This is a genomic window from Hafnia sp. (assembly GCF_036648275.1).
Taxonomy (GTDB): domain Bacteria; phylum Pseudomonadota; class Gammaproteobacteria; order Enterobacterales; family Enterobacteriaceae; genus Hafnia; species Hafnia alvei.
In genome coordinates this window covers 115437-128124 of record NZ_JAVXIQ010000001.1, presented here as the reverse complement: position 1 = coordinate 128124, position 12688 = coordinate 115437, and the positions used below count along the sequence as shown (strand labels likewise).

Genomic DNA, 12688 nt, shown 5'->3' with positions numbered 1-12688 from the left:
GAATTTGTTGGTGGGTCGTGGCGGGTTCGAACCGCCGACCAATTGATTAAGAGTCAACTGCTCTACCAACTGAGCTAACGACCCAACGGGAAAGATTATTCTCTTCTGTGACGCATGCGTCAATCATCACACAATCCCTGGGCGAACATCCGGTGTCCGCCTAAGTTTACGAAATGAATAAGAAATAAACATCATTAGCCGCAGTTACTTTGCTTGTTGAATCTGACGCACGCAGCGCGCCAGCTCTGTGATGTTGTGATCGGGTATACGATGCTGTTCTAGCGCAGAGTCTAAAGAGAATAAATACTCTGCGTTGGTGCCTAATACACCAGTCGCCTGAGAGATCAGCGCCGCCACAGTATTTAGCGCCGAACAAGACTCATAGAGCGGATGCTCAGGGTCGGTGATAAAGGTAATGCCTTTAATCTCTCGGCCATCCTCAAGAGCCAGCGAACACCACTGCGGTGTATAAACTCCCGCGAGCATCTCTCGAGTCCAAAGCAACTGCAGTTCGCTACGCGCATTTTCATCCGATAAGCGAAATGCTAGTCCCCGCGTCTCACCTCCCGGCTTTAACCCCAGCATGCGTCCCGGAGTACATTCAGAACCACGACCGGCGAGTAGACGAATATTGAAATCACGTTGCCAGCCTTTTAAGAACGCGGGCTGCGCTTCGGTAAATTCAAGCAACGGATTCCAAATCAGTGAGCCATAGCCAAAAACCCAAATCCCCTGCCCTTCAGGGCAGGTCTCAAGCACCTGATTCAAAGATGCATCCAGCTGTGCTGGTGTCCAGAACAGGTTTTCTAAGGCTGAGTAGGTTTTGGCATAGTCTTGCGACTCTAATAGTTTTCGAGTTAACACGCTAACCTCCCCCGCGCAGAAAACAACGACAGTGAATTTAAACTAATCTATAGATCGTTTTAACTCAACTATCATCATGGGCCGTATGGCGGTTGTGCGGTAATCAAATATTTCGAATGATGTATAACGCAATGGAGGTTTCACAGATAATAATCATTATCGACCAAACCGCTGCCATGAATTGAGATTTGTTTTTAAGAAAAGCATGAAAGGATTGCATAATCTGTTTGCCCATCAGGCATGACCACTAATGTGTATAACAATGCTACTCCCCCGAAAATATTTCTGCAAATTATCAATTTTTATTGATAATACAAAAATCCTCGCTGGCTAGTTTTATTCCCTTTTTCGTTAACGAATCTTTACTCCTTATTTTTCGCTTTTGGAACTCGCGAGCAGAAAATAAGAATACTTCTCATTTCTGATAATTTATCCCTGAATAACAGTAAATTATGTTTTGTCACATAGTAGTGGTGATTTTTTATCACTTAGGCTACATTTGTAATATAAGCCTGAAATATAAGAATTATTGAAGTTTTTGCTTTCTTTGCCCATTTCACCAGTCGAAAATTAATTGCTGTTTAGCTGTCTACTTACCATGAGGGATGGACGATGAAGCTACGGTTTATTTTCGCAATCGCAGCTAGCGCTGGCTTATTTTCAGCACCGGCTATGGCAGTTACCACAACAGGTACCGTTGCCGTAACGTTAACACTTACCAACGGTTGTTTAGTTAACGGCTCACCTGCTCAAACAGGTGTTAACTTCGGCTCTTTGAACTTTGGAACATCTGTCGCTACCTTTGACACATTGTCTGCCTCATTTACCGGTGGAGGCACCGGCGGCAATACATTCAACGTGCAATGCACGGCAGGTGCCAGCTATACCGTCGCACTCACCAGCAGCCTTAACGCAGCCCCTACCACGGTCTATGGCACCGTAGGCACCCCTGGGCGATATTTGATCAGCCCAACCGCCACCACCCAAGGTATCGCCTACAGCGTTTATGGCACATCAGCCATGACCACGGCGTTAGCCAACGGCGCAGTATTAACCGCAGTAAGCACGAGTGGAAACACTAACAGCTATGCCCTTTGGGGGAAAATCGTGGGAGTAGCGAACAGTACCAACGTATTAGCTGGTGCTTATGCCGACACTTTAAACATTACCATTACTTATTAATTTGCCGTGAAAACGCGGGAGTGGTGCGCATTAAAGGTAGCGCTTCAGCCGCTTTTAGCGGTGGTTTTGCTGTGGGGGCTCACTTTGGGGAGCGCCAACGCCATCATCACCGCGCAGTTCAAAGCGCAGGCAACCATCGTAGCAGGGTGCGCAGTTCTAGGCACAGGAAGCCTGTTTGGAACCCTGAGTTTCGGTACTTACTCCGGCACGGGTACTGGCAGTGTCAGTGGTACTTTTGTTCAAAATACCTCGCTGACGCTGGCATGTACTCCTGGTGTGACGCTGAATATGGCTATCAATGGTGGTTCTAATTTCACGACGGTACGTAACGCGATGCAAAGCGGAAATAGCCTGCAACTGCCCTATCGTATTTATACCGATGCGGCGCATACCAATGAAATTATCGTGAATCAAAATGTTCCGCTCAATATTTCCAGTTCTAATAACAACATTATTTTGCCGATTTACGGCGTATTACAACTTAACGGCTTTAGCCCTTCAGGGAGCTACACCGATACATTAACGGTGACGCTCACTTGGTAAATCAAGGAGATTACAATGAGCAACGTGCTGCGCTCCCCGCGTCATCTTAGTCTTATTCTGAGTAGCGCATTATTCGGCGCCATCGCACCAATTAATACCTATGCCGCTACAAATATGTTGATTTGGCCAATAGACCCTGCCTTAGGTGCCAACGATAATGCCACTGAGCTATGGCTAGAAAATAAAGGCTCTACAGCCGCAACGATGCAAATTAGAGTTCTTGGCTGGAAACAGGTTGCTGGAGAAGAAAATTATCGGAGCCAACAAGACGTTGTTGCAAGCCCTCCTATTGTGAATATCGGGGCAGGAAAAAAACAATTAATCAGGCTGATCCGCCAATCCCCTACGCCTGCGGGGCAAGAACAAGCGTTCCGAATTTTGATAGACGAAGTTCCAGCAGCAGAACATTCCGCGGGGTCTCAGACCGGCGTATCACTTTTAATGCGCTATTCGCTGCCTTTATTTGTTTATGGCGACGGCGTTAATTTCCAACGCAATGCGGCACAACCGGTGCATCTTAGCCAAAGCCAACTTAGTTGGAAAATGACCACTAATAATGGTCACCCAGCCATTGAGGTCACCAACCGTGGTGCCGTTCATGCGCGCCTGAGCAAGGTATCGATTAACGGCAGAACGATAGCCGATGGATTGTTAGGTTATGTCCTCGCCGGCTCCTATCGGACTTGGGCATTGCCAGCAGGTGTGACTCATGGCGAAACGCTGAAGGCTGAAGTGAATAGCGACAGCAAGGTCTGGCAGTCAGGCCCAGCGCAATAGTCGCCCCAGCCCGTTAAGATACCGCCGTGAAAGCCATTAGGATTTGGCGCAGCCACGCTGTGCAGCTTATGGTCACATTAAGTTTGCCCGGTATCGCACTGGGCGAACCGGGCAACAGTGAGCTGCCACCGCCTCCCACCGCAAGTATTGTCAATCAGGAGCAGCACTTTCGTTTAGCCTTGGTCATTAACCGTTTCGATACTGGCAAACTCATTCCAGTCATCCAACGCAACGGCCATTTTTATATCCAATCGTCGGAGCTCATTGGTCTTGGTTTGCCGGCAGATAAGTTTTCTTCGCCAGAAACCGATTTAACCGCTGATACAGAAATCGAAACGCACTATGACAGCGAAGGCCAGCGCCTACTGCTCGACATTCCGACGAGCTGGCTGCCTAATCAATCGATATTCACCGGTACCCCAAACCAACAAACCCAAGCCGTTGCCGGTAGCGGTGCGCTATTTAACTATGACGTTTACACCAGCCATACACAGGGCGAATCCACCCTTTCGTCAGCGTGGAACGAATTTCGCATTTTTACTCCAGAGGCAACGCTCTCTAGCACCGGCATATTACGCAAAAGCTTTGGTGATAACAGCGGCGACGACAACAACGATGGATTTCGGCGTTACGACACCACGTTAAGCGGCGTGAACGAAGCCCACGCTTTCAGTTGGCAAGTGGGAGATTTAATCACCGGTGCTCTCAGTTGGAGTAACAGCGTGCGTTTAGGCGGCGTTACTGTCGGTCGCGATTTCTCCGTACGCCCCGACATCATTACATATCCGCTTCCCGCCTTTAATGGACAAACGGCGGTGCCGACCACCGCCGACCTCTTTATTAACGGCTACCAATCGGCCAGCACGAACCTTGAGCCGGGCCCGTTCACCCTCACCAACCTGCCGTATGTTAACGGCGCGGGAGAGGCTGTTTTAGTCACCACGGATGCGCTGGGACGTCGCGTCTCCACCACCCAGCCTTTTTATGTCGCCAGTACCTTACTGAAGCCCGGACTTTCAGACGCAACACTATCGCTTGGCGCAATACGACGTAATTACGGCGAAAAAGATTTCTCCTATGGAAGCGCCGCCGCCAGCGGTTCCTATCGTTACGGTATCAACGATTTCCTTACGCTGGAATCTCACGCCGAAGGCGCGCCAGAGTTAGCGCTCGGCGGGCTAGGTTCAGTGATTAAACTGGGTTATTTTGGCGTACTCAATAGCTCGGTAACCACCAGCGCCATGTACGGCAAAGGCGGAAATCAATATGACTGGGGATATCAATACAGCAATTCGCGCTTCAACGTTGGCACCCAGCACAGCCGCCGCGATAAAAATTTTGGTAACCTCGCGCTGTATGACGTGCCACAGAGCAATTCCAACCAGTCCTCTTATTCGCTAAGCAAAAGCAGCGACCAATACTCGGCGGCAGTTTCGCTAGACCAACTCGGTAGCTTTGGTCTGGCCTATTTCGATATCCAAAGCTTCGCGGGCGATCGCACCCGACTACTCAACCTGTCGTGGAATAAAAGCCTGTGGGGCAACAGCACCGTTTACGTCTCAGCCAGCCGCGATCCTTCGCAGCAAGATTGGGCATTAGCGCTCTCGATTCAAATTCCGTTCAACGCGTTCGATAACGTCAGTGTGACAACCCAGCGCAGTGCTACAGGCGAGAATCAGCAAACCGTCAACTATGACCACGCAATGCCAAGCGACGGCGGGTTTAAGTGGAGTCTGGCCTACGCCAATCAGTCACAACAAAGTAACTATCAGCAGGCCACGCTCGGCTGGCGCAATGAGCATATTCAGCTACAAGGTGGCGTTTACGGCCCATCTAACAGTTATACCCAGTGGGGAGAAATGATGGGAGCGTTAGTTTATATGGACAACACGCTGCTTATGGCTAATCAGATCAACGACTCCTTTGTGATCGTCAGCACCGATGGCTACCCCAATATTGGGGTTAATTTTGAAAACCAACCCAAAGGCACCACAAACCGTCAGGGATACATGCTGGTGCCGGGTGTCTCCTCGTTTTATCCCTCTAAATTCAGCATTGATACCCTAAGTTTGCCTGCTGATATTTACGCGGATACCACGGAGCAACGCATCTCTGTGCGCCGCAACAGTGGTTATGTGGTGCATTTCCCGGTTCGCGAACGCCGTGCTGCCAGCGTGATCTTGCACGATCAAACCGGAGCCGCTATTCCTCTGTCGAGCACCGTATCGCAGCAGGGAAAACCCGACACCTACGTCGGCTGGGATGGATTGGCCTATCTGGAAAATCTGGATCGTCGAAACACATTGCGCATACGCACGCCCAATGGACAAAACTGTACAGTTAATTTCAGTCTACCCGACCAACATTCACAAAAGCTGAGTACCTATGGGCCATTTGTCTGCCAACTTAGCGCCACTGCGGAGAACCAGTAACATGAGGATCTTGCTCACCGTTATGACCACTTTAGTTGCTAGTTTCTTTTTCTCTCCCACTGCGCATGCTCTTTGTACGCTCACAAAGCCTGTGATAGTGAATTATGGCACTCAAAGCTCTGTCGTGGTCAACGCCACGTCCCAATCGCAGACGATAAATATTCAATTAACCTGCACCACGGTGCTAAACATCGCAGCGCCGGGATTTATCAACGTCAACTTTGCCAGCGCAACGCCCGCTAACACGCCACGAGCGTTGCTAACCAGCAGCACCACAACGGATACCATTCCCATTCAACTAAACTGCATTCCACGAACGTGTACGCCGGCTAAGGAAATTCAAGTTGCCGATACAGCTGCAGTTTCCAGCGCAACGCTGCTAACACTATTAAGCAACACCCAGTATACCCTCCCATTTACCATCCAGACTGTCATTGGACAGTCAGTGGCTGCTGGAACCTATACCGCGTCCCTCAATCTTAATATCAGCTGGAGTATTTGTACCGTCGGCGCAGTTGGTATCTGCGCAATCCCCGATCCCGGTTCTGATACCCTGTCTATCCCGATCACACTTATCGTCGCCAACGACTGCGCCACCATTACCGCGCCCGATATCAACTTCGGCAGTGCGCCAGTGGCGGGTAGCTTTAGCACTCAATCTGGGACTATCACCTTGGTTTGCACCAAGAGCGCAACCTATACCGTGGGAATCAGTGATGGGCAAAATGCCAGCGGTGGCGTACGCAACATGCTTAATGGCGTAGCAAATCTACTCAGCTATGATATCTATCAGTCAACCAGCAATAACCGCTGGGGATCGGTCGGCAGCCAGCGCTGGAGCAGCACTGCTGCCACCACCACTAGCCCTGACACCATGACGAAAACCTATAGCTATACGGCTAAAATATTTCCCACTCAGAACACGCCACCAGCCGGCGTTTACAACGATACGCTGGTCGTCGACGTCGCTTTTTAAGGCTTTCGTTTACTGCTCTAGAACCCAAACGCTGACGCTCCCCGCCGACACGGGGAACTCAGCGCTGGCATCATCACCTGCGGTAACCACATCGGCATGGTTGCCGAGAAAATCGTAAAATCGACGCCCCGCCAAACCTTCTGCCAGCTGTACGAGCTTAGACGCCACATCACCGTTGGTCATGATCACCACGCAGCCCGGTGCTTCCTCGGTACCATCACGTACAAAGGCCACACACTGTGGTGTGTCAAAATAATCATGCTGTGCACCGTTAGCAAAACGCTGACGAGCCTCAATCAATTTTTCAAGCTCAGGAATTACGGGCATGATGATTTCATAGTCTTGGCCGTCATCACCTTTATCGGTATAGGTCGCACCAAACAGATCAGGATAGAAAACGCAGGGCACGCCCTGTTCTCGCAGCAGGATTAACGCGTAAGCCAATGGCTTAAACCACGGTTCCACCGGTGCCTCCAGCGACTGCAACGGCTGAGTATCATGGTTCGCAACCAGCGTTACCGTATTCTCAGGCGCACTCGCCACCAGCGTGTCAGCAAACAGCGTGGAAAGATCGTAATCACTGCCCGATTTAGACGCATGATGAAATTTGGTATGCAGAACAGAATCAAACAGCATCAGTTTGTTTTCAGTTTCATGCAGATAGTTCTGTAACGCTGAAACCTCCGGCGACCAATATTCCGCCACGGTAAATAGCTCACGGCCAGAATGCTCACGCAGGTGGTCTAGCCATTGGGAATAAAACCATGCGGGAATATGCTTCACCGCATCCAAACGAAATCCATCGCAGGGCACTGAATCCAATAACCAACGCCCCCAGAATTTTAATTCCTCATTAACGGCCTCATTACGAAATTCAATATCGGCGCCCATGAGATAATCATAATTACCATTTTCTTTATCAACATCGTCGTTCCAGCCATCCTCGCCGAAATCATTCATGATTTTAAAAATGCCGTTTTCATTCGGATCTTCAATGTAATCAACGCCGCTAAAGCAGCGATAATCCCAAACAAACTCAGAGTATTTCCCCTGCCGTCCCGGAAACACGAAGCGGGTGTAAGCTAATGCTTCAAAAGTGCTATCGTCGATATCATTGCGGTCATGCTCTTCGACGCGGCGCACATGCACGCGCTCTTTCTCATCCGCACCCAGCTTATGGTTTAGCACCGCGTCAAACAGCACCTGTAGCCCATGCGATTGCAAACACTGCGCCGCATGTTCTAATCCCGCTCTATCACCGTATTTGGTTGGCACGCTCCCTTTCTGGTCGAACTCGCCGAGATCGAAGAGATCGTAAGAGTCATACCCCACGGAGTAGCCGCCGCTGGCCCCTTTATACGCAGGAGGAAGCCAAACGTGGCTTATTCCCAGCGTAGAGAGATACTCAGCCTTATCAGCCACCTCTGGCCACAATTTCCCGCCGTCGGGGTAATACCAGTGAAAGAACTGAAACAGTGTGGTTTTTGTCATCGTGAGTCATCCCCAAAAAAGGCCGAACTCTAAGCATGGATGAAAAATCAGCACACAACCAAAAATATTCAAAGAAAACGCATTTTATATGCCTGATGGCGCGATGTTCTATCAACGTTAAAAATGCACTAACAATGGAGTTAATTTATTAAATAAAAGAAACAACCATTCATAATGAATATGAAAAAATCATATGAACTATTAATTCAAATTAATTATAAAAACTACATTTAGTTTTTAGAAAAAAATAACCAGTATCCGCACAACTGCATAAAATAAAAATAAGAAAAGCCTTTAGTGTTCGCTCACTAATTACTCCATTTCAATATTAATAATGAAATCATCATCCATTATTATCAATTCAAGTAAACCCATGAATAAAACAAATAAAAAAAATCATTCTATTATTCCTAATAAAAAGCTATTCCGCTCCAGTTTACTTATCGCTTTATCTTTCGCGATCGGTGGCTGCGCGATGATTCATTCAGACAAAACACCGCTACCGCAAACCGATCTCAGCCAAATACACATCAACGATGCCCCCGCAGGCGCACTCCGCGCATGGCCGGGAAACCACTGGTGGCAAAATTATCATAACCCCCAGCTCAACCAACTGGTTGAGCAAGCGCTGGCCGACTCACCGAGCCTTGCCGTGGTTCGCCAACGCGTTGAAATCGCCAAAGCACAGACCGACCGCGCACGCGCCGATGATTTGCCTATCGTGAATTTCGGTGCCGACGTGGAGCGCCAAAAGATGTCGGCTGAAGGTGTGATGGGACCTTTTGCCCTTGACGATCCGGCTGCGGGCACCACGGGGCCATGGTATACCAACGGCACCTTCGGTTTGCAGGCCAGCTACGATCTGGATTTATGGGGGAAAAACCGCGCGCAGGTAGAATCAGCGCTCGGCGTTTACAAAGCACGACAGGCAGAACTGGCTGAAAGTGAACTGCTGGTTTCCTCCGCCGTAACCCAAATCTATTGGGATATTCAAACCGTTAAGGCATTGCAGGACATCCTGATTGAGGTCAAAGCCCAAGAGGCCATCATTGTCGATACGGATCGCGAGCTCTACAGCGAAGGCATTATCTCCTCACTCGAGCAAACAGAAACGGAAACGCAATTCACCAAAATCGATGAACAAATCGACGCATCGCGCGGCAATCTGCTCTTGTTACGGGCGAACTTACAGGCGCTTATCGGGTTGAAAACGCCGTTGCCTGCGCTCAAAACGGTACCGCTACCCGACGTCATTAGCACCCTACCGCAAAATCTCAGCTACGAATTACTAGCCCGCCGCCCTGATTTACAAGCAGCGCACTGGTATATCGACGCGTCGTTAAGCCAAGTTGATGCCGCCAAAGCCGCCTTCTATCCAGATATTAACCTAATGGGATTCTTGCAGAACGATGCACTGCACCTCAGCGATCTGTTCCGTGGCTCCGCGCAGCAAATGGGCGGCATATTTGGCTTAACGCTGCCTATTTTTGATGGTGGACGCCTTAACGCCAATCTCAGCATTGTACAAAGCGACAGCAACTTGAATATCGCCAGCTACAACAAAGCGGTAGTCAATGCCGTCACAGAAGTCACGAAAGGCATTACCCAGATCCAAACGATTTCAGATCAAAGCGTACATCAAACCGAAGTGGTGGACGGCGATCAAAAAATCTGGTCGCTCACCCAAATGCGCTTCCAAGCAGGTTTAATCAGCGGCGTTAACGTGGCAAAAGCTAAGCTTCCTTTGTTAGCGGAACAATCCAAGCTGATCGAGCTGCACGGCCGTTGGATCGATGCCGATATCAACCTCACCAAATCACTCGGCGGTGGATACCGAGCGAGCGGAACATCGAGCAAGTCATAAGTAAATATGGGCAGCAAGGTTTCTCTTAGCTGCCCATATTTCTCCTCGCACCTCTCCTGCCTGTAACCAAGTTCACAAAATGATTCACAAAACGCCTACCTTTTTTTCTATAATTAACGAATATTTAGCCGATTAATGCTCAACCGAGATCTCTTTTACATGCTGAAAATGCTAAAAACCTACGCGCTGTTAGTTATGTTGCTAGCAACGCCGCTCATGAGCCATGCCGCAAGCAACAGCACGCAGCAGGTCACAGCGAGTACGCAAGTCGATAGCGGCGTGTTGCAGAAAAAACTCGACACCATCAAGCAGCAGGTCGCCAACGCCCAACATGAAAAATTACTCGGCCAGCTCAACAGCGAGACGCTACAGCTGGCTGAAGAGGCCGATGCCAAGGCCGCCGCACTCACGCCGGAAATCGCGCAGATACAGGCGCAGCTCGACGTACTCGGCCCCAAAGCCGCTGATGAAACTCCTGAAGTTACCCAGCAAAGAACGGCACTGAACCGCACCAAAACCCAGCTAGATAAACAAATTGAGCAAATTAATGCGGTAAAAACTAACGCAGCCAATCTCTCTACCCAAATTAATAACCTGCGCCGCTCAGCGTTAAAATCTCAAATCGCACTTAACTCAGGCACCATTCTGGGACAAAGTTTTTGGTCTCCAATACTCTATTCTCAGAATCACGATCTGGATAAATTCAGCGATTTTAATCAACAGCTAAGCAATGCGTGGGACAACGCTTGGCAACCCGGTTGGAAAGCAGGTTCGGTGTTCTATCTCTTGTTAGCGCTCGCCTTTGGCGTCTTCAGCCATACCGTGCTGGATAAACCGGTCAGCGCCATGATGCAACGTTGGCTACCCGAAGGTCGCCTGCGCCGCAGCGTTCTCGCCTTCACCACCACCGTGCTCACCGCCGTCATGCTCGGCACTAGCGCCCATTTTCTCTGCTATCTCTTCATTCGCCTGCCCGACACCTCGCCGATGCTGGTCGAATTTGCGCAAACGCTGGTGCGGCTCACCGTGTTCTCCAGCCTGATTGCCGGTCTGGGTAATGCATTACTCTCCAATCGCCATCCTTCTTGGCGACTGCCAAACATCTCCGATAACGCCGCCAAAGCCTTGGCACCTTTTCCAACGCTCATTGCCGCCGCCGTTTTCATTTTCAGCATTCTTGAACAGCTCAATAACTTGGTCGGTGCCAGCATCGCGGCTACAGTTTTTTGCAGCGGATTATTGTCGCTGTTGGTGGCGCTTATTGCGATTTTCATGGCTGTGCGCGTCACTCGGCTGCGTCATGGGCGAAACACTAATAACGAGCAGGTTAGCGCGCGCTCGGCGCTGGCTGGATTTATCCATCTGGCGATCAGCGCCACCTCGTTTGCCATTATTATCTCCCTGCTCACAGGCTACATTCTGCTGGCGCGTTTCCTCACCTATGAGCTGATCTGGGTCTGGCTGGTTTTGGCCTGTTTATACCTGCTGATTCACCTGATGACTGACCTCTGCGAAAGCGTATTTACGCCCAGCAACCACTCAGGGAAAATCCTCAAAAGCACGCTCAGCCTAAGCGATCGCCATCTCTCCTTAGCCGCAACATTGTTCGCCGCGGTAGGCAAAACTGTTTTGGTACTGTTTGCGGTTATCGCACTACTAAGCGGAACCTATGGCTCAACCACCCCGCTCGCCCTGCTACAAAAAGTGGTCGAAATTTGGCGCGGCAAAGGGTTAGGCGGCTTTACGATTATTCCTGCGCACGCCCTGAATGCCGTGCTGTGCTTGGTCATTGGTTGGTATATTCTGCGCACCGCGCGTCGTTGGCTGGATAACGATTTCCTACCCAAAACCATGATGGATCGCGGCATGCGTGCCTCGTTGGTCACGTTGTTCACCAACGTCGGCTACGTGCTGATTATCTTACTCACGCTCTCCACCCTAGGCATTGAATGGAACAAGCTGGCATGGATCGTCAGCGCCCTCTCGGTTGGGATCGGTTTTGGCCTACAAGAGATTGTTAAAAACTTCATCTCCGGCCTGATTTTACTGACCGAACGTCCGGTCAAAGTCGGTGATTTAATCAGCATCAGCGGCGTTGAGGGCGATATTCGCCGCATCAACGTCCGTGCCACTGAGATTCAGCTCAGCGACCGTTCCACCGTGATTGTGCCCAATTCCCAGTTGATTTCGCAAAACGTCCGCAATGCCACCATGGGCAATGCGCAGGGCGTGGTGACGATTGCGCTCACCTTCCCATTGGATATCGATCCTGAGCAAACACGCGCTCTACTGCTCGACGCCTATCACCAGCATGTCGCCATACAGCCGGCTCCCGCACCGTCGGTGAGTTTCAAGGAGTTAGGGCCAAACGGTATTGTGCTCAGCGTCACGGGCTATGTGGCGAGTCCTCGCGTGGTGAGCGGTACGAAGAGTGATTTATTGTATGAGATTTTGAAAAGGCTACGAGCGGCGGGCATCACTCTGAGTCAAAGCCAGACGATGGTGATTGAAAGAGCGCCAGCGGCGCTAACAGAAGAGTAAAACCGCGGGCTACGTCTG

The 12688-nt window shown here is 50.1% G+C and carries 9 protein-coding genes and 1 tRNA gene; 7 read left to right on the top strand and 3 right to left on the bottom strand.

Annotated elements, in window-relative coordinates; translation table 11 throughout:
• Positions 1-8 precede the first annotated feature (8 nt).
• Positions 9-84: transfer RNA gene (locus RSC70_RS00610), tRNA-Lys, on the bottom strand.
• A gap of 120 nt (positions 85-204) precedes the next feature.
• The gene (locus RSC70_RS00605) at positions 205-864 is read right to left on the bottom strand and encodes a gamma-glutamylcyclotransferase (RefSeq protein ID WP_063587394.1); all 660 of its coding nucleotides are present in this window, start codon (positions 862-864) and stop codon (positions 205-207) included.
• A 612-nt stretch (positions 865-1476) separates the two neighbouring features.
• On the opposite strand from RSC70_RS00605, the gene RSC70_RS00600 reads away from it, so the two are divergent.
• The 5 genes from RSC70_RS00600 to RSC70_RS00580 all read left to right on the top strand — a co-directional run bounded on the left by RSC70_RS00600 (position 1477) and on the right by RSC70_RS00580 (position 6774).
• A complete protein-coding gene (locus RSC70_RS00600) occupies positions 1477-2046 on the top strand; it encodes a spore coat protein U domain-containing protein (protein ID WP_130934023.1) in 570 nt (189 codons plus the stop codon).
• A gap of 60 nt (positions 2047-2106) precedes the next feature.
• Complete coding sequence (locus RSC70_RS00595) at positions 2107-2589, top strand: Csu type fimbrial protein (protein WP_332541557.1); 483 nt, start codon at positions 2107-2109, stop codon at positions 2587-2589.
• A gap of 15 nt (positions 2590-2604) precedes the next feature.
• A complete protein-coding gene (locus tag RSC70_RS00590; protein WP_332541307.1) occupies positions 2605-3366 on the top strand; it encodes a fimbrial biogenesis chaperone in 762 nt (253 codons plus the stop codon).
• Between the two features lie 68 nt (positions 3367-3434).
• Positions 3435-5798, top strand: a complete 2364-nt coding sequence (locus tag RSC70_RS00585) for a fimbria/pilus outer membrane usher protein (protein WP_442904241.1) — start codon at positions 3435-3437, stop codon at positions 5796-5798.
• On the top strand, positions 5752-6774 hold the full coding sequence (locus tag RSC70_RS00580; protein WP_332541305.1) for a Csu type fimbrial protein: 1023 nt from the start codon (positions 5752-5754) through the stop codon (positions 6772-6774). Before RSC70_RS00585 ends, RSC70_RS00580 begins: the two co-directional genes overlap by 47 nt.
• A gap of 9 nt (positions 6775-6783) precedes the next feature.
• Here the strand turns inward: RSC70_RS00580 and amyA are convergent, their stop codons facing one another.
• On the bottom strand, positions 6784-8265 hold the full coding sequence (gene amyA, locus RSC70_RS00575; RefSeq protein ID WP_332541302.1) for an alpha-amylase: 1482 nt from the start codon (positions 8263-8265) through the stop codon (positions 6784-6786).
• Between the two features lie 373 nt (positions 8266-8638).
• Between amyA and RSC70_RS00570 the strand changes: the two genes are divergently transcribed.
• A complete protein-coding gene (locus tag RSC70_RS00570) occupies positions 8639-10129 on the top strand; it encodes an efflux transporter outer membrane subunit (RefSeq protein ID WP_332541300.1) in 1491 nt (496 codons plus the stop codon).
• 159 nt (positions 10130-10288) lie between these two features.
• Complete coding sequence (locus tag RSC70_RS00565; protein WP_332541299.1) at positions 10289-12670, top strand: DUF3772 domain-containing protein; 2382 nt, start codon at positions 10289-10291, stop codon at positions 12668-12670.
• Positions 12671-12688: the final 18 nt, after the last annotated feature.

Bases quoted from the DNA above. Each gene is read 5' to 3' on its own strand.
- RSC70_RS00600 (WP_130934023.1), top strand. From the start codon at position 1,477: ATGAAGCTACGGTTTATTTTCGCAATCGCAGCTAGCGCTGGCTTATTT.
- RSC70_RS00590 (WP_332541307.1), top strand. From the start codon at position 2,605: ATGAGCAACGTGCTGCGCTCCCCGCGTCATCTTAGTCTTATTCTGAGT.
- RSC70_RS00585 (WP_442904241.1), top strand. From the start codon at position 3,435: ATGGTCACATTAAGTTTGCCCGGTATCGCACTGGGCGAACCGGGCAAC.
- RSC70_RS00580 (WP_332541305.1), top strand. From the start codon at position 5,752: ATGGGCCATTTGTCTGCCAACTTAGCGCCACTGCGGAGAACCAGTAAC.
- amyA (WP_332541302.1), bottom strand. From the start codon at position 8,265: ATGACAAAAACCACACTGTTTCAGTTCTTTCACTGGTATTACCCCGAC.
- RSC70_RS00570 (WP_332541300.1), top strand. From the start codon at position 8,639: ATGAATAAAACAAATAAAAAAAATCATTCTATTATTCCTAATAAAAAG.
- RSC70_RS00565 (WP_332541299.1), top strand. From the start codon at position 10,289: ATGCTGAAAATGCTAAAAACCTACGCGCTGTTAGTTATGTTGCTAGCA.